Here is a 22,909-nt window from a genome sequence, read left to right on the forward strand (position 1 = left end):
TAACCAAGTAGTCGACATCTCATAACATTAGCACTTTTTAACAGCGCAACTAATTGCCAGCAACAACCTGACTCGGGTATTAAAGTAAGCCTTCAATAATCATTGAAACTTGCCGCCACTTTGTGGTGCGCAACCGTCGCCTGTGTTCCATGACTGTCCAGGATACTTTTATGATTCGTAAATGTTTGTTCCCCGCTGCCGGCTACGGCACGCGTTTCTTGCCGGCGACCAAAGCCATGCCGAAAGAGATGCTGCCGATCGTCAACAAGCCGTTGATCGAATACGCCGTTGAAGAAGCGCGGGACGCCGGCCTGCAACACATGGCCATCGTCACCGGCCGGGGCAAGCGCGCGCTGGAAGACCACTTCGACATCAGCTACGAACTCGAGCACCAGATTCGCGGCACCGAAAAAGAGAAATTCCTCGCCGGCACCCGCGAGCTGATCGACACCTGCACCTTCTCCTACACCCGTCAGGTGGAAATGAAAGGCCTGGGCCACGCCATTCTCAGCGGCCGCCCATTGATCGGCGACGAGCCGTTTGCCGTGGTGCTGGCCGACGACCTGTGCCTGAACCTCGAAGGCGATGGTGTGCTGTCGCAGATGATCCAGCTGTACAGGAAATTCCGCTGCTCGATCGTCGCCATCCAGGAAGTCCCGGCCGACCAGACCCACAAGTACGGCGTGATTGCCGGTGAGCTGATTTCCGAGGGTATCTACCGGGTCAACAACATGGTGGAAAAACCGGCGCCGCAGGACGCGCCGTCGAACCTGGCGATCATCGGGCGCTACATCCTCACCCCGGACATCTTCGACCTGATTGCCGACACCGAACCGGGCAAGGGCGGCGAAATCCAGATCACCGACGCACTGATGAAACAGGCGCAGAACGGCTGCGTGCTGGCCTACAAATTCAAAGGCCTGCGCTTTGATTGCGGCGATGCCGAGGGTTACTTGCAAGCGACCAATTTCTGCTACGACAACGTGTACCTCAAGGGCCGCTGAGACGGCTCCCCACCACCAGAGGCAGGCAACCATGAACATTGCACAACATTCGACAGAGATTGAACGTGAGGTGGGCAACCTCGGGGTGATGAGCTGGTTGTCGCGCCATCAACCGCTGCCCAGCGCCAACGAGACCTGGCTGGGCACGATTCTGCTGGTGGAGCGGATCGGTGTGTTTCCTGCGTCCGGCGATATTCGCCGGCCGCTGCGTGATCCCTATCCGCTACTCGCGCACCTGAAGGCGCTGTATGGCGAACAGGCGCTGGAAATGGATGACCGCGATGGCCTGAAGGTGATCTTCAGCGACTGGCGTTTTCGCGTGCGCATCTGCTGCAACGATCCGGCGATCATCATTAACGTCGAGACCCGCTGTGATGCGCGGTTGATGCCGCGCAAGCTTGACGAACTGTTGGGGCTCATCGACGCCTTCAAGCGCGACGCCTGATCACCCTGGCGTCACGCCAATCCATTGTGGGAGCGAGCCTGCTCGCGAAGGCGGCGGCACAGTCAGCATTGATCGTTCCCACGCTCCGCGTGGGAATGCATCCAGTGACGCTCTGCGTCACGCTGCGGAGGGACGCGGAGCGTCCCGGGCGGCATTCCTTTGCTGCGCGTGGGAACGATCATGGTGGCGAGTCGTCGCAACCGGTACTCGTACCACTTATCCAGCGATAAAAATAATCGGCAATCACCTTCCCGCCTGTTGCCGGCAACGGATGAATCTTGTCCGGGCCGATCATCGCGCTGGCGTAGCGTTTGACGTCGGGGCCAAACGCGCATTGCAGGTTGGCAAAACCGAGCTGCTGTTCACGCGCCCACGGCTCGAGCACCTGCGCATAGGCCGACATCGGATAAGCGCTGGAGCGCGTGGTGTCCTGACGCATGATCAGGTTGATGCTCGCCGCCGGCTGAATCTCGCGCAGCATGCTCACCAGACCCTGAACGTTATGCAGATACTGCGCAGGTTTGACGCCGAAGCCCTGATCGTTGCCGCCGAGCATGATCAGGTAAACGTCGGCCGGGATCTTCGACACCACGGCTTTCCATTGCGTCTGCCACTGTCGATCGGCGTGGTAGAAATCCGCCGATGCCGCGCCGGAGGCCGCCAGTTTCGACACCCGAATGCCCTTCTCATCATTCGTCATCCAAAGGCCGAACAACGTGGGCGCGCCCTTCACCACTTCCAGTCTGAATGACCAGTCTGCGGCTGATGGAACGCCCGCTAGCGCGACTTCCTGAACGCCTGAGCCTGCGAGTTTCAACGGTTGCCAGTCTTGCAGGGGCGACCAGCGATAGCGCAGCTCGTCGGACTCGCCATTGCCCAGATACAACAGTTTCGCCTGAGTGACCGTGGTATCGATGCGCGGCGAAGGGCTGGTATCGACTTGCAACCAGGCGCCCGGCTTGCCGCTGATCGTGCGACTGTCCGGACTGGCCTGGCCCAGCTCGGAAACCTTCCAGCCGCCACCGAAGTATTTGTCGCTGCTGCGGGTGTATTTGAAATGCGTGCCGCCCAGCGCCGCGCCGTGGTTGAAACCGACGTAACCGGGGCCGGCGAAACCCACCTCGGCGGCCACTCGCTGCACCAGTTTGTTCAGGTAGAAATCCTGCCCGGCGGTGTAGCTGTCGCCGATCACCGAAACCGCCAACACCTTGCCCGCCTTGCCCTCGCGCCACTGCGCAAAGCGCTGGCGGGCATCGTCTACCGTGATGGCCGTGGTGGCGACGGGTTGAGGGGCGTCTACTGGCATCATTGAATATTTCCTTTGTCCGGGATGGCCCCTTCGCGAGCAGGCTCGCTCCCACAAAAGACCTTGTGCAATTCACACAACCTCTGTGGGAGCGAGCCTGCTCGCGAAGCTTTCAGCTGTTCTGCGTCTGCACCACCGGAGCGACAATCACCGGTGCTTTTTTCTTCGCCGCGCGCTCGCCAAGGAACAGCACCGAAGTGAAGTTGAAACGACTGAACACCATCGCCAACAGCACCGGCCCGAGCAATCCACAACTCAGACCACCCAGCACCAGCAAGCTCTCATCCTTCACGCCGAGGCGCCCGAGGACAAAGCGCGAGGTCGCCGCGAACAAAACATGAAACAGGAAAATCGCATAGGAATATCCACCGAGCCAGGTCAGCGCTTTCGAGCGCATGTCACTCGACAGCAACGCGATGCAAGACACGCACCCCACCGCCAAACCAATCAGGCTGCGGCGATCGACAATCAGCTCACGATCAATCGCCGCGACATACAACAGCGTCAGCGAGATCAGCACAAACAACAGCGGCCCGATCACTTTGAAACGCTGCTTCAAAACATCGACATTTTCCTGACCGATCATCCCTGCAACAAAAAACGGCAGCAGATAAATCGCACCGTTGATACCGAACGCATCCAACGGCAACGGCGGCAGCAGGAACAACACCGCCGCAAACGCAAACAAGCCATACAGCCGCGTCGCCGAACGCAGCAGGCCGCGCCACTCCAGCAGGCCGACGAAGATGAAAATGCTGAACACCGCCTGCAGAAACCAGAAGTGGTTGATCGGCACCCAGAACGACAACAACGCGTCGATCACGCCGACGTCCTTGTTCACCCCCGGCCCCACCGCTTGCAGCACCGAGAACGGCACGCCGACGCAGAACAGCGGCACGATCAACCGCCGCACTTTGCCGACGAAGAAGGCGGAAAAGTCATTGCCGCGAATCTTGTAGATCGAATAGATGTAGCCGGAGATGAACGTGAACAGCGGCATGCGCACGTACACCATCGAGTCGGCGATGACCCGGAACGGCGAGCCGATGTCGATCTTCAAGCCGCCGCCCAGCGGGCCGATGACGTGATAGAGCACCAGCAGCAGGCACGCCAGGCCGCGCAGGGTTTCGATCTCCAGGGATTTTTTCTTGCTCGACATAGAGCACCTGCCTTAAGTGAGAATTCTTGATTCGACCTGCACCGGTTTGTTCGCGCGCAGCATCAAGCCCAGGCCGACGAACAACACCGGCACCACCATCGAGAAGTGGCGGGCGAAGGAGCCGAAGTCCGGCTCGAACAAGCCTTGCACCAACAGAAACGCCAGCGGAATCGCGATCAGTTCCTTGGGTTTGGTCTGGATCGGCGCGCCCTTGTAGTCGGTCGAAGTGATGACTTTGAACAGCAGCAGCGCGGTCATGATCATCAGCGCAACGAAGATCACCTGCCCCGGCCCGGACAGCAGAATCAGCTCAACCGGGAACGACAGGCGGAAGAAAATGATCATCGAATCCAGCGCCTGGGAGACGAAGTCGCTGCCGCTGAGCCACGAGACGATCAGCGACTTCGAGCCCTCCTCGCCCGCCGTGCGCAGCTCGTTGTTGCTCGCCCGGATCGACGACACCGGAAAGCCCAGCGCCAGCTGAATGGCCATGGCTACCGCCAGATAAAACAGGAACAGCATCAGAAAGAAGGTGAAACGCGAGACGTACTTTTTCATCACGCAGACGCCGACCCACGACAGCGAAAACAGAATCCAGTAGGGCCGGATCAGCACACCGTAAATCACCGCCGAGAGGAAAAAACCGCCGCGATATTTGCGCGTCAATGCGCTGAGCAGAATGCTCAACACCGCCACCGACACGATGATTTCCTTGGTCAGGTTCTCCAGGAAGAACGAGCGCACGATGCCCCACAGGCACAGGGTGCCGAAAATGGTCAGCGGCATGCGCCGAAACACCACCACCGGAATCGCCGTGAGGAAGAAATTGCAGAACATGCCGTAGGCCCAGGCGTTGGTCAGGTTGATCCCGGTGGGCCGCAGCAGGAACGCCGAACACTCGTAGGACGAGCGATCCGGCGAGAACGGGTTCCAGAAATTGCAGTTGTCGGCGCGCGCATACGACGACCACAAGGTCATCGCATCCGGACCCGGATCACGCGGCACCAGCAACGGCATCGCCACTGACAGAAACAGCCCGGTGAACAGAATCAGAAAGGAAATCGACGAATCGAATTTGCGCCCACGAAACTCGATGCGCGGCAGTTTCAGGCCCATGACAGCGCAGCCTTTTTCGCGCCGGTGACACGGGTCAACACTGCAATCACACTGAGCTGCACGACGATGGCGAAAACGTTGCCCCACGCCGCGCCATAGATTGAGTAATGCTTGATCAGCACATAGCTGACCGGCACTGAAATCAGCAGGCAGAGCGCCGCGCTGGCCAGCGACACCCGGCTGTTTTTCGAGGCAATCAAACCGCCCCAGACAATGTCGCCAATCGCCCGCAAGGCGAACGAAAAGATCAGCACCGCGAGGAGCGCGTTATCCGGACGCGGCACGCTGGCGGCGACGTAATCGAGCAGCACATTGAAAAACACATAGATCGCCACGGCCACAACGGCGGAAACCGCCAGCGAGCGCATCACCCATTTGTTGACGAACAGTTGCCTGACCGTAAATGCCTGCTGATCGGCCTGGAAACGCTTGGCCAACACCGGAATGCCGACCACTGCCACCACCGCATACGACAACGCCTGCAAAGTGTTGGCCGCCGACCACGCATACACATATTTACCGAGGCTGGCGTAGGGCTCCAGGTCGATGATCAGAAAGCGCTCAGCGTACTGACTCAGCGCAATCAAACCGGTGCCGAGATAGAACGGCAACCCGGCCTTCCACACCGTCGCGGTGTCCAGCGGCGCGGCTTCGCGGCCCTTGTGCACGTTCACCACGATCAAATAACCGGCGATGATTACCATCACGTTGGCGGCGACCCACAGCCACAACACACTGGCGATGCCCGCGACCCAGCCGAGCACCATGCCGCCCACCGCCAACACCGCCCAGAGGCCGGTCTTGATGAAGAACAGCAGAGCTCCGGCGGTGGCTTTCTGCGCGGAAAACACGAAGGAATTGATTTCGAACGACAGGTGCTCGGTGAGCAGCACCAGGGTCACGCACAGGATCAACGTGGCGGTCGCTTCCACCGACTGGAACAGCGAATAGATCAGCACGGTCAGTATCGACAACAACAGCCCCACCGCCAGATACAGCAGCAGAACCTTGTCGACCACCCGCCGCGAACTGCCGCCGACGCTGATCAGCCGGTTGATTTCGGAACTGAAGCCGACGCTGTAGAACTTCGATGCGATCAGCGAAGCCGCGACCACCACACCGTAAAAACCCAGCGCCTCGTAACCGAGGTAATGGGTGATGGCCAACACCAGCAAGAACTTCGCGCCCAAGGCTCCGCCGCGAAGCAACAGCCGAAATATCATCGAACGACACCCTTGATGATTTCGTCCATGGCCACGGTTTTCGCTTCGATTTCGCGGCAAGTGTCGGTCAGGCGCTTGCCGAAATCCGCCAAGGCATTGGGCGCGTAGACGGTGTTGATGATGGTGTCGACGTCGATGTCGCCGCCGTTGATCACCCAGTCGTCGACGCCCATGTCCTGATAGGCGCCAAAGCCTTTGCGCTCGTAGCTGATGTGATACGCCGGCACGCCGGAGAGCAGCGATTCGATGGCGCCGTGCAGACGCACCGAGATCACCAGGTCCGGTTGGTACTTGGCGATGGTTGCCTTAAGCGACAGCAGGTCTTCGTTGATGCCCAGCTCGCGGTAGAACGCGCCGTCATCGTTGCCACGTACGGCGCTTTGCACGGCACAGACCACTTTGCTTTTGTTCTTCAGACGCTGCAGCAGCAGTTTCAGATTGGCCACGTAAGCGACCTTCTTCTCTTTGCTCCACTCCGGCGGCTTGCGCAGCACCACGCACACCGTCGCCGGCGAAGCGGCGCAGCGGGTGAATTTCGGTTGCTGAAGAATCTTGCTCGCCAGCGACTGCACGGCCAGATCCGGCGCGCGGTAGACGTTTTCGCAAGCATCGAAAATCGCCGAGGAACGGTTGTCACGCACGAACACCGCATCGGCGCTGGCGTAGTGCTCGACAATCTTGCTGCTCTCGCCGTGGAACGGGCCGATGCTCTGCGGCAGGTACACCGACGGCACTTTGCTGAGAATCGCGGTTTCCAGTTGCTTGGCATGGCCGAGCTTCAGCTTGATGTGCTCGAAGGCGCTTTTCGAACGCATGTAACCGCCGCCGACACCGACGATCAGATCGGTCTTCTTCAGCAGATCGGCGAGCCCGGCGTAGGACTGATTGAGAAACACCGCTTGCTTGACCCGGCCCAGACCTTTGGCCGCCATCACCGGCGCATCGAAACGCGGGTGCGGCAGATAGTTGAACGACTCAGGGTCGGACGCCACGACACTGATCGCGGTGTCGTCACCGAAGTTACGCTGCACCAGAGCAATGGCCAGATCGACGAGCAGACCGTCACCGGAGTTGGACGCACTGTAGCCATGCAAAATCGTTACGTTCATAAGCTTGAGTTCTACTTAATAAGTGGGAGCGTGATACAGGTCGTAGGTCTGGCGGATCATCAACGCGGCGCTGAAGCGTTCGCGGACAATACTCCGGCCTTCATTGCCAAGGTCGAGCAGGCGCGGCTTCTGGATGATCGTCAACACGTCGGCCAGCGCCTGGTGATCGCCGGACGGAAAGACGTAGCCGGAGACTTCGTTGGTGACCAGTTCCGGCAGCGAGGTGCAGTTGCTGGCGATCACCGGCAGTCCCATGGCCATGCCTTCCAGCGGCACCATGGCAAAGCCTTCCCAGCGACTCGGCACGATCAGCGCATCGGCTTTCTGATACAGCGCCTGCACTTCACTCGGCGTCACCCAAGGCAGGTACTCGACCGAATCCATCGGCGGGCACTCGACCGAGTCCTCATTGACCGCACTGCCAACCACCGTCAGTTTGAGGTCGTTGCGATTGACCTTGGCGTAGGCCTTGAGCAGGACGTCGAAGCCTTTCTGGTAATCCAGGCGCCCGACGAACAGCAGATGAATCGGCTCGGCGCCAGCGCTTTTCGGTGCGTCATCCTTGTGATGAATGCCGTTGTAGATCAGCTTCATGCGCTTGCGCTCGATGCCGAAACGCGCGGCTTTATCCAGCTCGTACTGGCTGACGCAGATGATCACGTCGGTGACTTTCTGCAGCACCCGCTCGATCCACGCATAGACCTTCTGCTTGGTCGGCGAGCTTTCCATCAAGAACGAAAACGCGTGCGGGCAGTAGACGATTTTCGGCTTGCGCCATGGTCGCAACAGCACGCACACCACACGGCCGATCACCCCGGAAAAGGTGCTGTGCAAATGCACCACGTCGGGCTTTTCCTTGAGCAGCACCTGGCTCAGACGCCAGGCGAAACGCAGCAGCGATGGCACGTTGCGACCGCTGCGCGGGAATGTGCGCACTTGTTGCGGGGCGATGCCGTGCAGCTCCTTGGCCTGATCCTCGGGCACCAGATAGACCAGTTGATAATTCGCCGCGTCATCTTCGGGGGATGCCGAGATCGTGCGGATCACCGTCGCCACGCCACCTTTGATGGTCTCTGCCACGTGCAGTATTTTTTTCACAACTCACCCACTTCAAACAGGAAAGAACAATCGGCAACCATCAGGATTTGTCGGACGCGTATTCGTAGTTGTAATAGCCAGTGCCGCCGTAATAGCTGGCCGCACGCTTCTCGACGCCGTTGAACACCGCGCCTTTCAGCTCGATACCGTTTTGGGCGAAGCGGCGAATGGTCAGTTCGATCTCTTTGGCCGGGTTCACGCCGAAGCGGGTGACGATCAGGCTGATGCCGGCTTCGCGACCGACGATGGCAGCATCGGTCACCGCCAGCAGTGGCGGCGTGTCGATGATCACCAAGTCGTAGCGCTCGCTGAGTTCTGCCAGCAGTTCGCGGAAGTTGGCGTGCATCAGCAGCTCGGAAGGATTGGGCGGCACCTGTCCCCGGCTGATGAAGTGCAGGTTGTCGACTTCGACTTTGTTGATCGCCTGCTCAAGGGTGCAGCGCTTGACCAGCAGGTCGGACAGCCCGTTGCTGATCGGGGTGTTGAGGGTTTTGTGCAGGTGCCCTTTGCGCATGTCGGCATCGATCAGCACCACGCGCTGGCCGCTGAGGGCCATGACCGCCGCAAGGTTGGACGAGACGAAGGTCTTGCCGACCTGTGGGCTCGGCCCGGAAATCATGATGCGGTTGTTGGTCGAATCGAGCCCGGCAAAGTGCAGGCAGGTGCGCAGGCTGCGGATCGATTCGATCGACAGATCGGTCGGGTTGCGCAGCGCCAGCAGGTACGCCGGCTTGTCGACGCCATCGCGGGCGCGGCCCTTTTTGTTGTCCTCTTCTTCCTGCAAGGCACTGTAGGGAATCGACGCATAAACCGGCAGGCCCAACTGCTCGATGCCTTCCGGGCCTTCAAGGCCTCGGCTGAGGGATTTGCGCAGCAGCACCAGCGCCACGCCGACAAACGCGCCGAGCAATGTCGCGATCAGCACGATCAGTGGTTTCTTCGGTTTGATCGGATTGGTCAGGTCGACATCGGCAGTGTCGATCAGGCGCACGTTGCCGACGGCCCCGGCGCGTACGATGTCGAGTTCTTGGGATTTGTTCAGCAACTGCGTGTAGATCTGCGAAGCCACCTCGACGTCGCGGGTCAGGTTGAGCAATTCCTGCTGAGTAGCCGGCAAGTCCTGAACCTTGCCCTCGAGGGATTTCTGCTGCTGGGTCAATTCGCCGATCTGCGTCATCAAGGCGCGATAGGCCGGGTGCTGTTTGGTGAACTTGCGATCGAGTTCGGCCTGCTGCATTTTCAGCTCGGAGATGCGCGTTTCCAGCGCCACCGACTGGCCCAGCACCGACTGGGTTTCCAGCGAGATGTTCACGGTCTTGCCGTGGGTCTGGTAGGCATTCAAGGCGTCGCTGGCCTTGGCCAGATCACGCTTGACCTGGGGCAACTGGCTTTGCAGAAACGCGAGGCTCTGCGCGGCTTCCGCCGAAGTTCGGCGCACGTTTTGCTCGACATAGAGCGAGGCGATCTTGTTGAGGATCTTCACCGCCTCGGCCGCGTCCGAGCTGGCCAGCGCCAGACGAATGATCCCCGACTCCTTGCCCTGTTCGGAGATATCCAGCGCGTCCTGATAGCCCTGAATGGTCACGATGCGTGGATTGCGCACCACCTGAAAGCGCGTGCCGGGGTTGGCCGACAAGTGCGCGATCTGCCCTTCTACGCCGTCGTTGGCAAACGCTTCGCCGGCCACGCCTTCGGCGAGCAGATTGTCGTTTTCATCGAACAGCTGAAAACGCTGCTGCTCGCCGGCGATCAGGGTGAGTTTCTTGCCGAGCAGGTCCTTCGGCAATTGCAGCCGGTTGAACTCCAGACGCTCGCCACCCCAGGCGTAACTGTTCAAACCGAAACGCGGCGGCGCGACGCTGGTCTCGCTGTCTCCGCGATAGCGCCGCGAAAGAAAGCCGCCGAGCAACGGGAACGTGTTGGGGGTGACGTCGATATCCAGGCGCAGGTCGTCAACGGTTTTGCCGATCACCGCGCGGGATTTGATGATGCCGATTTCGGTCACCGACGGCGATTGCCCACCGAGCATGCTGTTGAGGTCGGAGAAACCGAGCATGTCGTTCTTTTTCGGTTCGACCTGCACCAGCGCGTTCGCCAGGTACACCGGCGTCGCCAGAACCGCATAGGCGACGCCGGTGACCATGAAGGCACCGGTCAGCGCGCCGATCAGCCACTTCTGGTCGATCAGGCTGCCGAAGATGCCGAGCAGATCAATACTGTCTTGATCATTGTCGCGGGTGCCGATTACGGACGGTAACTGCATAAGTCTGTTCTTACCATTTACTGTTCTGAAGAAGATTCATCAATGCCCGAGACGCTTTGCCCATGAACTAACAGCATCTTCAATCAATGCGTGGGCATGAATAAACGCGGCTTTGCCTTGACGATACGGATCATGTATTTCGCGCTCGCTCTGCCACTTGCCGAGCAGAAACACTTTGCCTCGGGCGTGCGAGGCAATCTTCAGCACTTGATTGACGTGGGCCTTTTCCATGACCAGGATCAGGTCCGAGTCATTGACGATGTCCGAAGTCAGTTGCCGCGCCTTGAAGGCCTCGGCGCAATGCCCGTGCTCTTCGAGAATCTGCCGCGCCGAGGCTTCCACGCCCTCGCCCACGCGGGCGGACAGGCCGGCAGAGGACACGGTGATGGCGGAGGGGCCCAGCGCGTTGCGCAGCAGCAGTTCAGCCGTCGGACTTCGGCATATATTGCCCACGCAGACAACGAGGATCTTTTTGAACAAGTCTTGCTTTCCTGTGTAATATCAAACAGCCAACATGCCGTGAAAATTAATGAACCCTCACGACTTTCCTGCACTCAGAAATAGCTTCGCCCTGTTAGTACAGGAACATTAAGTACCACAGCGTTTTAAGCCGCCCCAACCACAATTAGCGGACTAAAAATAACTGTGATTTTCAGTTGCTGTTTTCCTGACAAAAAATAACATTTGCGCACTTAGTGCCATCACCGTTATCGGAAATTGAGTAACGGGATAAATATTCGTAGTTGTCATTCTCTTCAGGAGAGCAGACATGAAAACAGCACAGCGCAATACACTCGCCGCCCTCGCCCTGATGGCGCTCGGTGCCACCAGCCAGGGTCACGCCAGTGAGCTGTTCCCCAACCTTCCAGCGAAAACCATTGGCGTGCAGGTGAAAATTCAGAGCTTCACCGCCGCCGATGCCGCGCAAATCAAGGCCGCAGGCTTCAGCTTTGTGCGCTTCGGCGTGTGGAGTGACAGCCTCACCGCCAAGACGTATCAGAAACAGGTCAGCGACGCCTTCGCCGCCGCCGCTTCCGCCGGCCTGCCGGTGCTGCTGACGGTGCGCGCGATCAAGGCATTGCCGGCCACGTCGCCGGAGGAGCTGGACGCCGCCGGCGGTAAGTTCGCCAACACCGTGACCGGGCTGGAAAAAACCTGGAGTTCACAATTGGTAGCGATCGAAATATGGAACGAACCGGACCTGGAAACCTATTGGCCGACGCGCAATTTCGATACCACCTTCGTGCCGTTCATGGCCGGCATGTGCAAGGCCTTCGAAGGTCAGCCGCAGACGACGCCACGGGTCGGCTTCGGCTTCGCCCGGCCGCCAAGCGCGGGCTCGGCGTCGACGGTGGCGATGAAAAGTATCGTCAGCGATTACCCCAAGTGCCTGAACGCCGTGTCCTATCACCCTTACGGCATGACCGCCACGCAGATCAGCAACGCACAGACCTTCATCCAGCAGAACTTCAATCTGCCGGGGGTCATCAGTGAATGGGGTGTTTCGGCCCTCGCCTCCAACGGTGGTCCTGAGGGGCAAGCAACCAAGATCAACGCGTTTATTACCGACGTTAAACGCCTCAATATTCCCCTGACCTCTATCTATGAATGGCGGAACAGTGAGTCGGGCAGCAACGATCGCGAGAAGAACTTCGGCTTTATCACCTCTGACGGCCAGCCAAAACCGGCGCGCTTGTCGGTAGAAGGTCTGTTGAACGCTGAGTAGGCATTGGGCAACCGGTCTGTTCACAGGTCGGTTGCTTTGAACCTGTGGGCTGTTTTGGCATCGTATTCAGCGACACCGCGCCCCACCTTTCAAACAATCGTTTTCAGGTTGTTGCCGCAGGGGCCATCGATCCACGAATGCACCCTTGAGCGCCCGTCAGCGCTCGGGTAATGTCTTCAGACCCATAGGATAGAGCACGCCCATGACTTCCAAGCTGGAACAACTCAAACAGTTCACCACCGTGGTTGCCGACACTGGCGACTTCGAAGCGATCGCCAGAGTCAAACCGACCGATGCCACCACCAACCCTTCCCTGCTGCTCAAGGCTTCGGCCATTCACGGTTACGCCGAACTGCTGAACGATTGCGTTCGCGACTGCAAGGGCGATGTCGGCCTGGCCAGCGACCGTTTCGGCGTCGCAGTGGGCAAGGAAATTCTCAACGTGGTTCCGGGCCGCATCTCCACCGAAGTGGATGCGCGCCTGTCCTTCGACCAGGATGCGATCCTCAAGCGTGCGCATCGTCTGATCGAGCTGTACGACAAGGCCGGCGTCGGCCGCGACCGCGTGCTGATCAAGATCGCCTCGACCTGGGAAGGCATCCGTGCCGCCGAGATCCTCGAGAAGGAAGGCATCCAGACCAACCTGACCCTGCTGTTTTCCTTCGCCCAGGCCGCCGCCTGCGCCGACGCCGGGGTGTTCCTGATTTCGCCGTTCGTGGGCCGTATCTACGACTGGTACAAGAAAGCCAACGGCAACGACTACACCGGCGCTGATGATCCGGGCGTGCAGTCGGTGACGCGCATCTACAACTACTACAAGGCCAACGACTACAAGACCGTGGTCATGGGCGCCAGCTTCCGTAACATCAACCAGATCGAACAACTGGCTGGCTGTGATCGCCTGACCATCAGCCCGGAACTGCTGGAGAAGCTCGCCGCCGACACCGGCAAGCTGGAACGCAAACTGGCGCCGGGCAATGCCGGTGAAGCACGCCTGAGCCTCAACGAAGCGCAATTCCGCTGGTTGTCCAACGAAGACGCAATGGCCACCGAGAAACTGGCTGAAGGCATCCGTCAGTTCGCCCGCGATCAGGAAAAACTGGAAGCATTGCTGCAGGCCAAGCTCTGATTTGATTTGTAGAATGCAAAAAGGGCGAACCTGTGAGGGTTCGCCCTTTTTCATTTTGCCTGCACTGATAAATGTATCGACCGACCCGACGCCATCGCGGGCAAGCCCGCTCCCACAGGGTATGTGGAGAACCCAAGTTTGAGGTTTCACGCGATCATTGTGGGAGCGGGCTTGCCCGCGATGAGGCCAGCCCAGACACCATCAATTCATGAGGTCAGTGTCTTTCCAGGGCATTGACCAGATCATGAAACGCTTCCCGATTGGAATCGTTCAGGCCCATGAGAATCTTGTGCGCTTCCAGCACCTTGATTCGCACCACTTCTTCGGACTGGTCCTGATCCGGCAGGTCGTCCAGGCACTCCGGGCACGGCACCGGGTGGTTGACGATGTTGAACACCTGCTCGAAGCCCATCGATTGCAGCAGACGGGTGATGTCTTCGTGGGTGGTGACAACCGTCGGCAACAGGCCGACCTTCTGCCGCGACAGGATCGACAGTTTGGCCAGCAGGCCCAAGGTGGTGCTGTCGATGCTGCGGGTTTCGGTCAAATCGATCACGATCGCGTTGAAATTCAGCGCGGTGAAGATTTTCTCAATAGTCGCATCCAACGCCGAACACAGGGTCAGGCGAACTTCACCGACGAACTTCAGGACGAAGGTGCCGTCCTGCTCGGCGAACTGGATTCTACCGGTACTCATTAAAGATTCCTGCTCAACACCAACAGGGCGATATCATCCGGCATCTCCCCTAGCGTGGCCAAACCAAACACTTGCCGCAGACCATCCAGGCTGCCGCCCGCTGACTTCACCCGTTCGGGCAAAGCAGCCTCTTTTTCTTTGAGCGTTGCTTCCGGCAAAAGGTCCAGAATGCCATCAGACATCAGCGTCAGGCTGAACGTCGGCGGCAGCTCAAGCACGTGGTCTTCGTAAGTGGCTTCATTGAAAAGCCCCACCGGCAGACCACGGCCTTCGAGATAACGAACACTGTCAGGCGTGTACAACACAGGCAAAGGCAGATGGCCGCCAATGCTATAGGTCAACAAACCGGTCTCCTCGTCGATGACTCCACCGACCATTGTGACGTGTTTACCCAGCTTACAACTGATCAGTCCCCGGTTGATATGACCGAGCACTTCCGAAGGCTTGAACTCCGGCAAGGTACCGCTGCGTTTCGACTCGAAGAGCAAACGCGTGGTCATGAACTTCAGCAGCACCGTGACGAAGGCTGATGACGCGCCATGCCCGGAAACATCCGCCAGATAAAACGCGACCCGGCGCTCGTCGACACGGAAATAGTCGACAAAATCACCCGACAGGTACAACGACGGGATGATCTGGTGGGCAAAATTGAATTCGTCGATGCTCCACGGGCTTTCCGGCAGCATGTTCATCTGCACCTGGCGACCGGCGTTCTGGTCTTCCTGGAGCAGGTTCAGGCTGGCTTCGAGCTCGCGGTTGGCCTTTTCCAGCTTCTCGCTGTAGCGCTGGTTTTCCAGCAGCAGCCGCGCACGATCCAGGGCCCGGCGCACGGAGTGCTCGAGCACAGCCAGATCTTCGAGAGGCTTGATCAGGTAATCCGCCGCGCCCAGGCGCAGGGCCTCGACCGCGTCGTTCATCACCCCGGCACCCGAAACCACGATCACCGGCGTATCGGGTGAGCGCTCGGTGACCTGACGGATCAGTTCGAGACCGCCCATCTGCGGCATACGCAGATCGCAGATGACCAGATCGGGCTCGTCTTGCTCGAATACCTGAAGACCCTGTTGACCGTTGCCGGCCTGCAGGACGCTGAAACCACTGTCTTCCAGATAGGCCGCGAGGCTCGCGCGCACTACCTCGTCATCATCGATTATCAGCAGCGTGGCACTGGTTTTTGGCATGTGGGCAAACGGCGCCAGAATTAGGTTGGCGTAGTGAGCGGGGCAACGGCCCTGCGCAGACTACTGGATTCGCTTTCTAGCCTCTCTGTTGCAGCGCTTTCAAGCATTCGCCTGGCGCGCGGTTTTAAACAGAGGTGCCCTTCTAAGGCGCAGACGGTACTCCCATCCGCAGAGCGTTTCAAGCATGCGCCGATTGTCGCTTGACGACTTTGTTTGTCAAATCACCGGGAGTTATAAGAACCGCTCCAACGGTAACCCGATGGAAGGTAGCGGCAGTCGCCGGTGACGCTCTGGCGCGGACAAAAAAGGCGACCCGAGGGTCGCCTTTCTGTCGCTGGTCGAAATCAGAAATCGTCTTCGACCTGACCGTCCTTCACCTTGAACTCGCGGTTTTGCAGGTAAGCATTGCGGATGAAGGTGTATTTGTCGCCGCTGATCAGCTTCTCGCTCGACAGCAGGCTGGCGCGGGTGTCGACGATGTTCAGGCCGAAGATCGAGTTACGCGTCGGCACGTGGTCGATGTAGCGGTACGCGCCGGTGAAGCTGTCGACGTATTTCGACGGTGCGTCACGCAGGGTGCTCGGGCCCATCAGCGGCAGCATCACGTACGGGCCGCTGCCCACGCCCCAGTAACCGAGGGTCTGACCGAAGTCTTCGTCGCTGCGGTTCAAGCCCATCTTGGTGCCGACATCAAAGAAGCCGAGCAGACCGAAGGTGGTGTTGAAAATCAGTCGGGCGGTATCAACCCCCGCTGCAGCCGGTTTGGCCTGGAGGATGTTGTTCGCCAGGTTGGTCACGTCACCGACGTTGCGGAACATATTGTGAATGCCGTCTTCAACGAACTGCGGGGTGATGAACTCATAACCCTGCGCCAATGGCTTCAGCGCGTAGGTATCAACGAAGTCGTTGAACTGGAAAATCGGCCGGTTGACGCTTTCCCAAGGGTCTTCTTCGGTGGCCGCCTGGGTGGCGAACGGCGCCAGCAACAGGCTGGCACATACACTTAGCTGAGTGAGCGAAGGGCTCCAGCGCATAGAAAAACTCCTTGGATTTGATACTGGCGCGGACCTCTCGGTCCAAGCATTAAGGCCGCTAGTATAAGCATAAACGGCGATTTGGGCAGTGCGCCGCTGCAAGGATATGCAGGAAGTTTCCTACACAGGCTTTCACTCGGCTGTCATGCAACTGTCACCCCAGCGCCCTAGTCTTGAGCGTTATTTCAGGGACGTTGCCATGACTCACGCCGAAACCTTGCCCGTCGCCGCGCCCGGCCTGACTGCCGTGCTGTTCGGCCTGAGCGGTTGCCTGGTGGATTTCGGTGCCCGCGCCGCGCAAGAGCTCAACGCCGAGCCGGAACATGCCAAAACTACACCCGGCGCACTCGATAGCCTGAAAAGTTTGCAGCGCCAGGGAATTCCCTGCGCGTGGCTCGACGAATTGCCCCCTGCCTTCGCTCAGCCACTGGCCGCCTCGCTGCCAGACTGGATCAAACCGACGCAACATTCAGCAACAATGAATCCGTGGCCCGCCCCCAACGCCTGCTGGCAAGCGTTGATGGCTCTGAACATCGACCGCCTCGACGGCTGCGTGCTGGTAAGCGGTGAGCCGCGCCTGTTACAGGCCGGTCTGAATGCCGGGTTATGGACGATTGGCCTGGCGTCCTGCGGCTCGCTATGCGGCCTCAGCCCGAGCGAGTGGCAGGCTTTGTCACAAAAGGAACGCGAAAAGTTGCGCGGCAAGGCAACCGTGCAGTTGTTCGGCCTGGGCGTGCATTCGGTGATCGATCATCTCGGCGAACTGGACGCCTGCCTCGCCGACATCAGCCTGCGCCGCGCCAAAGGCGAAAAGCCCTGATCGGCATCATGCAGGTTTACCGAGAGTGGATTAATCTAAAGGTCAGCCATAGACCTTTGGCGCGTGGCTGCGGTCAATGCCAGTGCCTATTGATAAAAGGAAACCACCATGCCCGCCCAAGAACTGCAAAAACAGCTCGATACCCTGCGCGAGCAGCTGGAACACAATCCACCGCTGTCGGAAGCCGAGCGTGAGGATCTGCATGCGCTGATGGCGCAGATCGAATCGGAAATCCAGCTGGAAACTGCCACCCAGGACGCGAGCATCGCCGACGGCGTGAACCTGGCGGTCGAACGCTTCGAAGTCGAACACCCGGCGATCGCCGGCACCCTGCGCAATATCATGAATACGCTGGGCAGCATGGGCATCTGACGCCCCGCCGCACAAAAAAGCCCTGCCAGCGATGGCAGGGCTTTTTCATTTCCGAAATGTGCATGCAAGCCCTTGTGGGAGCGAGCCTGCTCGCGAAGGGTCGTGGCAGTCGACATCATCGTTGAATGACACACCGCATTCGCGAGCAGGCTCGCACCCACAAGGGATATCGCACATTCCGTTTCTTTATTGACGTACAAGCCGGTGATTCGGCAGCTGCACCTCTTCAGTGCTGCGATACGGGTTGATATCCAGCCCACCCCGGCGCACATAGCGCGCAAACACCGTGAGTTTCTCCGGCTTCAACAACCGCTGCAGATCAAGAAAGATCCGCTCCACGCATTGCTCATGGAAGTCCGAATGCTGGCGGAAGCTGACGATGTACTCCAGCAGGCTGGCATGATCCAGCGCCGCGCCGCGATATTCCACCACGACGCTGCCCCAGTCCGGCTGGCTGGTCACCGGGCAGTTGGATTTGAGCAGATGGCTGTGCACGCTCTCTTCAACGATCCGCGAATCATCGCAACGCAGCAGCTCCGGACGCGGGTGTTCATAATTGCTCACGCTGATATCCAGATCGTCGATGCACACGCCCGGCAACGCCACCACGCCTTCAGCTTCCACGTCTTTCAGACTGCGCACCCGCACGCCCACCGGTTTGCCGGCAGCGGCGGACAGATCCTTGACCAGCGTCGCTTGCAATGTGGCGACGTCGGCGAACGGCGTCTGGTTCAGCGAGTTGAGGTAGAGCTTGAACGACTTCGATTCGATGATGTTCGGCGAGTCCGCCGGGATGCTGAATTCAGCGATCGCCACCACCGGTTTGCCCGAGGGCAGCAGCCACGACAGCTCGAAGCAGTTCCAGAAATCCACGCCTTTGTACGGCAGGGTTTCGGCGGTCAGGCCCAGCTCGGCCCATTTCGCGGTGCGCGGAATCGGGAACAGCAGGGACGGTGTGTAAGTGGCGATGTATTCGCTGGATTTGCCCAGCGGCGAATGTTCGGCTGCGGGATGCATGGCGGAAACCTGACTGAAGAATCAGCGGATTCTACCAGCCTTTGCCCGCGCCTTTGAGTGCTTACTGACTGACTGTCAGTTTGCCGACCATGCCCGCCTGATAATGCCCGGGGATATTGCAGGCAAACTCAAGCGCCATGGCCTTGCTGAAGGTCCAGGTCAACTCAGCAGTTTTACCGGGCTCGACCAGTACGCTGTTGGGGTCGTCATGCTGCATGCCATGCCCCATCGCCGCGTGATTCATGCCCGCCATATCGTGGGACATTTCTTTCATGCCGGTAGGCGTAAGCATGCCGCTTTGCTGCATCTGCAACATTTCCTGCTGGTGACTGGCATGCATCGCCGCATCACCGAGGTTGAATTCGTGCAGTAACTGGCCTTTATTCACCAGCACAAAGCGAATCGTCTCACCGGCCTTGACCTGTATGGCTTTCGGGTCGAAGTTCATGTCGCCCATGACGATTTCGATAGTCCGCGTGGCCTGGCTCGCCGCTGCCGGCTGGCCGAAGGCGAAGGTGTGCACCGGTGTCGCCCAAGCTGGCGTACTCAATGCCAGCAGACAGGCGGCTATTTTCAGGGAGGTGCGCAAAAACATGGTCGTACTCCAACAAGAGAAGGTTCAGCCTGTGGGAAACTCTAACCACCCAGGGCTGGCATCGACCTGACAGGCAGATTACAACTTTGTCAGCTTGGCGCTAATCGCCGGATCTCACGGTATAACGCCTTCGCCCTTCCAAATACCAACCCCGCCCGAGTCGCCCATGAAACTGTTGATCGTCGAAGACCAAGCGAAAACCGGCCAATACCTGCGTCAGGGCCTGACCGAGGCCGGATTCAATACCGAGCTGGTGGCCGACGGAATCAGCGGCCAGCAATTGGCCTTGAGCGGCGACTACGCGCTGTTGATCCTCGATGTAATGCTGCCCGGGCGCAGTGGCTGGCAGATTCTCCAAGCGGTGCGCAGCGCCGGTCTCGACACGCCGGTACTTTTTCTCACCGCCAAAGACGCCGTAGAGGACAGGGTTCACGGCCTCGAACTGGGCGCCGACGATTATCTGGTCAAGCCGTTCGCCTTTTCCGAGCTGCTCGCGCGGGTGCGCAGCCTGTTGCGGCGCGGTAGCGCGATCGCCCAGGAAACCAGTCTGCAACTGGCCGATCTGCGCCTGGATCTGATCCGTCGCCGGGTCGAGCGCAACGGCCAGCGCATCGACCTGACCGCCAAGGAATTCGCCCTGCTGGAAATGCTCCTGCGCCGTCAGGGTGAAGTCCTGCCCAAATCGCTGATCGCTTCGCAGGTTTGGGACATGAATTTCGACAGCGACACCAACGTCATCGAAGTGGCGATCCGCCGTTTGCGCCTGAAGATCGACGATGACTTTCCCAACAAGTTGATCCACACCGTGCGCGGCATGGGTTACGTGCTCGAAGAGCGTTCGCTGTGATGCGTCGTTGGTCCTTGAGCACGCGCCTGGCACTGTTGTTTGCCGCTTGCACTGCGGTGGTCTCGCTGTTCGCCGGGGTGCTGTTCGACCGCGCCAGCGAGGCGCACTTCATCGAACTCGATCAGCAACAACTGGAGACGAAACTGATCGGCCTGCGCCGCGCCTTGCAGGATCTGCAGCCTGCTCAACGCGAAGCGCGGCTGGCCGATGAACTCAGCCGTCAGGCGGATCTGTCGTTGCGCATCACCAGCGGCGACGGGCAGCACTGGTATGACAGCTCGGTGCAGATTCCGAAGAATCTGCCGCTGCAAACCGGCCTGTCGACCATCAGCCATGACGGCACCGATTACCGCGTGCTGCGCGCTCCGCTCTACCCGGACACAGCGGACTCGCCACAACTGACGCTGCTGCTGGACATAACCCATCACCAGCATTTTCTTACGCGCATGCAGCATCTGATCTGGCTGACCGTCGGCCTGTCAGCGCTGGCTACCGCCCTGCTCGGGGCCTGGGCCGCGCGCAGCGGTCTGCGCCCGTTGCGGCGGATGAGCGCGGTGGCCCGTGGGATTTCCGCGCAATCGCTGAATGCCCGACTGCCTGAAGAGAAGATGCCGCCAGAGCTTGCAGAAATGGCCTACAGCTTCAACGCCATGCTCGAACGCCTCGACGATTCGTTTCAGCGCCTCTCGGCATTCTCCGCCGACATCGCCCATGAGCTGCGCACACCGTTGTCGAATCTGCTGACCCACACCCAGGTCACCCTCACCCGCCCACGCGCACTGGAGGACTACCGCGAAGCGCTGCACAGCAACCTCGAAGAACTGCAATGGATGGCGCAACTGGTCAACGACATGCTCTATCTGGCCAAAGCTGACCACGGCTTGCTGATGCCCAAGCGCGAACCACTGGAGCTGGCGGATGAGGCCGACATGCTGCTGGAGTTTTTTGCGCCACTGGCGGAAGACGCTGGTGTGAGCTTGAGCCGTGAAGGTGAGGCGCAAATTGAAGGTGATCGCGGCATGTTGCGCCGGGCCTTGTCGAACCTGCTGGATAACGCACTGCGGTTTACCCCGGCCGAGGGTTATGTGCGCTTGAGCATCGTCGACGAGGGGGAAACCGTACGCGTCCGCGTCAAGAACAGTGGCGAGGGGATTTCCGCGCAATTACTGCCACGTCTGTTCGACCGCTTCTATCGGGCGGATCCGGCGCGGCAGGAAGGCAGCAGTGAGCATGCGGGGTTGGGTTTGTCGATTACCCATTCGATCGTGCGGGCACATGGCGGGACGATTCATTGCGAATCTGAAGCGGGTTGGACACGGTTTGTAATCGAGTTGCCTCGGACCTGATCGTTCCCACGCTCTGCGTGGGAATGCAGCCCGGGACGCTCCGCGTCCCTTCAAGAGCCGAACGCAGAGCGTCCATTGAGGCATTCCCACGCAGAGCGTGGGAACGAGCATGGAGTCGCTTACGAATATCTCAGCGCATGCGCCGGCTCGATCTTCGCCGCCCGCCACGCCGGATACACCGTCGCCAAAAAGCTCAGAATGAAACCCGCCGAGCAGATCAACAGCACATCCCCACCCTGCAGTTCCGAAGGCAGGTTGCTGACGAAATACACGTCCGAACTGAAGATATGCTGGCCGGTCACACGCTCGACCCAGCCGACCAGTTCGCTGACATTGAGCGCCGCAATCACGCCCAGCACGCCGCCAATGATGGTGCCGACAATACCGATCACCGTGCCCTGGACCATGAAGATCGCCATGATCTGCCGCGGTGTAGCGCCGATGGTGCGCAGAATCGCGATGTCGGCGCCCTTGTCGTTCACCACCATGATCAGCGTCGCGATGATGTTGAATGCCGCCACCGCGACGATCATCAGCAACAGCAGGCCAATCATGGTTTTTTCCATCTTCATCGCGCTGAACAGGCTGCCCTGGGTGTGAGTCCAGTCGTCAGCCTTGAAGTCAGCGCCGAGGCCACTGGCAATGTCCGCAGACACCTTCGGCGCGGCGTACAGATCCTTGACCGCCAGACGCACGCTCTGCACCTGATTCGGCTGCCAGTGCTGCATGGTCGCGGCGTCGGCGACATGAATCAGGCCCATCGAACCGTCCAGCTCGGCGCCAACCTTGAACACGCCCACCACATTCAGGCGCTGCATGCGCGGGGTGATACCGCCCGGCGCGGTGCTGACTTCCGGGACGATCAGAGTGATCTTGTCGCCGACATTGAGGCGGAAACGCCGCGCGGTGATTTCACCGATCACCACACCGAATTCCCCCGGCTTCAAGGCATCCAGACGACCCTGGACGATGTGCTGGGCAACGATCGACACCTTGCCTTCCTGGGCCGGATCAACGCCGCTGATCTGAATCGGCTGCATCGAACCCTTGTAGGAAAGCATGCCTTCCATCTCGGTGAACGGCACGGCGGCCGTCACTTCGGGATTTTTCATCGCAGCGGCGGCCACTGGCTGCCAGTCGTCGATCGGCTTGACGCCGACGATGGTGGCGTGAGGGACCATGCCGAGGATGCGCGAGCTCATTTCGCGCTGAAAGCCGTTCATCACCGACAGCACCACGATCATCGCCAGCACGCCGAGGGCGAGGCCGATCATCGAGGTCATCGAAATGAACGAAACAAAGCGATTGCGGCGCTTGGCGCGGGTATAGCGCGTGCCGATAAAGATCGATAACGGTCTGAACATTCGCTGGGGCACCGTATAGAAATAAAAGACCCGGCGCCGTTACGGGCGCCGGGTTTCA

General features: G+C 59.5%; 22 protein-coding genes. 8 read left to right on the forward strand and 14 right to left on the reverse strand.

Annotated elements, in window-relative coordinates:
* The first annotated feature begins 170 nt into the window (after positions 1 to 170).
* Both galU and HU724_RS19300 read left to right on the forward strand, forming a co-directional pair.
* Positions 171 to 1,004, forward strand: coding sequence for a UTP--glucose-1-phosphate uridylyltransferase GalU (galU, locus tag HU724_RS19295; protein WP_041477294.1), 834 nt, complete (start codon positions 171 to 173; stop codon positions 1,002 to 1,004).
* 31 nt (positions 1,005 to 1,035) lie between these two features.
* Positions 1,036 to 1,449, forward strand: coding sequence for a mannose-1-phosphate guanylyltransferase (locus HU724_RS19300; protein WP_133340466.1), 414 nt, complete (start codon positions 1,036 to 1,038; stop codon positions 1,447 to 1,449).
* A gap of 178 nt (positions 1,450 to 1,627) precedes the next feature.
* Here the strand turns inward: HU724_RS19300 and HU724_RS19305 are convergent, their stop codons facing one another.
* From HU724_RS19305 to HU724_RS19340, 8 genes are all read right to left on the reverse strand, one after another.
* Positions 1,628 to 2,758 (reverse strand): SGNH/GDSL hydrolase family protein, encoded by a 1,131-nt coding sequence (locus HU724_RS19305; RefSeq protein WP_186566129.1) that lies wholly within the window; start codon positions 2,756 to 2,758, stop codon positions 1,628 to 1,630.
* Positions 2,759 to 2,867: 109 nt separating this feature from the next.
* Positions 2,868 to 3,914: an acyltransferase family protein gene (locus tag HU724_RS19310; RefSeq protein WP_076563644.1), complete on the reverse strand. Its 1,047-nt coding sequence runs from the start codon at positions 3,912 to 3,914 to the stop codon at positions 2,868 to 2,870.
* A 12-nt stretch (positions 3,915 to 3,926) separates the two neighbouring features.
* The gene (locus HU724_RS19315) at positions 3,927 to 5,030 is read right to left on the reverse strand and encodes a hypothetical protein (RefSeq protein WP_016775461.1); all 1,104 of its coding nucleotides are present in this window, start codon (positions 5,028 to 5,030) and stop codon (positions 3,927 to 3,929) included.
* Complete coding sequence (locus HU724_RS19320; RefSeq protein WP_186566126.1) at positions 5,021 to 6,253, reverse strand: oligosaccharide flippase family protein; 1,233 nt, start codon at positions 6,251 to 6,253, stop codon at positions 5,021 to 5,023. Before HU724_RS19320 ends, HU724_RS19315 begins: the two co-directional genes overlap by 10 nt.
* Positions 6,250 to 7,362, reverse strand: a complete 1,113-nt coding sequence (locus HU724_RS19325; RefSeq protein WP_186566124.1) for a polysaccharide pyruvyl transferase family protein — start codon at positions 7,360 to 7,362, stop codon at positions 6,250 to 6,252. Before HU724_RS19325 ends, HU724_RS19320 begins: the two co-directional genes overlap by 4 nt.
* 15 nt (positions 7,363 to 7,377) lie before the next feature.
* Positions 7,378 to 8,460 carry a glycosyltransferase gene (locus tag HU724_RS19330; protein ID WP_016775464.1) on the reverse strand — a complete coding sequence of 361 codons (1,083 nt, stop codon included), beginning with the start codon at positions 8,458 to 8,460 and terminating at the stop codon, positions 7,378 to 7,380.
* Between the two features lie 40 nt (positions 8,461 to 8,500).
* Positions 8,501 to 10,723 (reverse strand): polysaccharide biosynthesis tyrosine autokinase, encoded by a 2,223-nt coding sequence (locus HU724_RS19335; protein WP_186566122.1) that lies wholly within the window; start codon positions 10,721 to 10,723, stop codon positions 8,501 to 8,503.
* A 39-nt stretch (positions 10,724 to 10,762) separates the two neighbouring features.
* Positions 10,763 to 11,203, reverse strand: a complete 441-nt coding sequence (locus HU724_RS19340) for a low molecular weight protein-tyrosine-phosphatase (RefSeq protein ID WP_186566120.1) — start codon at positions 11,201 to 11,203, stop codon at positions 10,763 to 10,765.
* A 289-nt stretch (positions 11,204 to 11,492) separates the two neighbouring features.
* On the opposite strand from HU724_RS19340, the gene HU724_RS19345 reads away from it, so the two are divergent.
* Entirely contained in the window at positions 11,493 to 12,449 is a 957-nt protein-coding gene (locus tag HU724_RS19345) for a glycosyl hydrolase family 5 (RefSeq protein ID WP_186566118.1), read from the forward strand.
* A 202-nt stretch (positions 12,450 to 12,651) separates the two neighbouring features.
* Positions 12,652 to 13,578 (forward strand): transaldolase, encoded by a 927-nt coding sequence (gene tal, locus HU724_RS19350; protein ID WP_016775468.1) that lies wholly within the window; start codon positions 12,652 to 12,654, stop codon positions 13,576 to 13,578.
* A 214-nt stretch (positions 13,579 to 13,792) separates the two neighbouring features.
* Here the strand turns inward: tal and rssC are convergent, their stop codons facing one another.
* The 3 genes from rssC to HU724_RS19365 all read right to left on the reverse strand — a co-directional run bounded on the left by rssC (position 13,793) and on the right by HU724_RS19365 (position 16,490).
* Entirely contained in the window at positions 13,793 to 14,275 is a 483-nt protein-coding gene (gene rssC, locus HU724_RS19355) for an anti-sigma factor antagonist RssC (protein WP_003226553.1), read from the reverse strand.
* Positions 14,275 to 15,456 carry a two-component system response regulator RssB gene (rssB, locus tag HU724_RS19360; protein ID WP_024013622.1) on the reverse strand — a complete coding sequence of 394 codons (1,182 nt, stop codon included), beginning with the start codon at positions 15,454 to 15,456 and terminating at the stop codon, positions 14,275 to 14,277. The genes rssC and rssB overlap by 1 nt, the downstream gene beginning before the upstream one ends.
* A gap of 344 nt (positions 15,457 to 15,800) precedes the next feature.
* On the reverse strand, positions 15,801 to 16,490 hold the full coding sequence (locus HU724_RS19365; RefSeq protein ID WP_016775470.1) for an MlaA family lipoprotein: 690 nt from the start codon (positions 16,488 to 16,490) through the stop codon (positions 15,801 to 15,803).
* A 199-nt stretch (positions 16,491 to 16,689) separates the two neighbouring features.
* On the opposite strand from HU724_RS19365, the gene pcrP reads away from it, so the two are divergent.
* Together pcrP and HU724_RS19375 are read left to right on the forward strand one after the other, a co-directional pair.
* A complete protein-coding gene (gene pcrP / locus HU724_RS19370; protein WP_186566116.1) occupies positions 16,690 to 17,310 on the forward strand; it encodes an HAD superfamily inactivated hydrolase PcrP in 621 nt (206 codons plus the stop codon).
* 108 nt (positions 17,311 to 17,418) lie between these two features.
* Entirely contained in the window at positions 17,419 to 17,682 is a 264-nt protein-coding gene (locus tag HU724_RS19375) for a DUF4404 family protein (protein ID WP_016775472.1), read from the forward strand.
* A 186-nt stretch (positions 17,683 to 17,868) separates the two neighbouring features.
* Here HU724_RS19375 and queF read toward each other — a convergent pair whose 3' ends face one another.
* Complete coding sequence (queF, locus tag HU724_RS19380; protein ID WP_016775473.1) at positions 17,869 to 18,699, reverse strand: NADPH-dependent 7-cyano-7-deazaguanine reductase QueF; 831 nt, start codon at positions 18,697 to 18,699, stop codon at positions 17,869 to 17,871.
* A gap of 61 nt (positions 18,700 to 18,760) precedes the next feature.
* Positions 18,761 to 19,294, reverse strand: a complete 534-nt coding sequence (gene copI, locus HU724_RS19385) for a copper-resistant cuproprotein CopI (RefSeq protein ID WP_186566114.1) — start codon at positions 19,292 to 19,294, stop codon at positions 18,761 to 18,763.
* Positions 19,295 to 19,460: 166 nt separating this feature from the next.
* Between copI and HU724_RS19390 the strand changes: the two genes are divergently transcribed.
* Both HU724_RS19390 and HU724_RS19395 read left to right on the forward strand, forming a co-directional pair.
* Positions 19,461 to 20,141: a heavy metal response regulator transcription factor gene (locus HU724_RS19390; RefSeq protein ID WP_133340484.1), complete on the forward strand. Its 681-nt coding sequence runs from the start codon at positions 19,461 to 19,463 to the stop codon at positions 20,139 to 20,141.
* Positions 20,141 to 21,487 carry a heavy metal sensor histidine kinase gene (locus HU724_RS19395; RefSeq protein ID WP_186566112.1) on the forward strand — a complete coding sequence of 449 codons (1,347 nt, stop codon included), beginning with the start codon at positions 20,141 to 20,143 and terminating at the stop codon, positions 21,485 to 21,487. The genes HU724_RS19390 and HU724_RS19395 overlap by 1 nt, the downstream gene beginning before the upstream one ends.
* 119 nt (positions 21,488 to 21,606) lie before the next feature.
* Here HU724_RS19395 and HU724_RS19400 read toward each other — a convergent pair whose 3' ends face one another.
* Positions 21,607 to 22,851, reverse strand: coding sequence for a lipoprotein-releasing ABC transporter permease subunit (locus HU724_RS19400; protein WP_071173051.1), 1,245 nt, complete (start codon positions 22,849 to 22,851; stop codon positions 21,607 to 21,609).
* Positions 22,852 to 22,909: the final 58 nt, after the last annotated feature.

This window comes from Pseudomonas iranensis, assembly GCF_014268585.2.
In the GTDB taxonomy this organism is placed as follows: domain Bacteria; phylum Pseudomonadota; class Gammaproteobacteria; order Pseudomonadales; family Pseudomonadaceae; genus Aquipseudomonas; species Aquipseudomonas iranensis.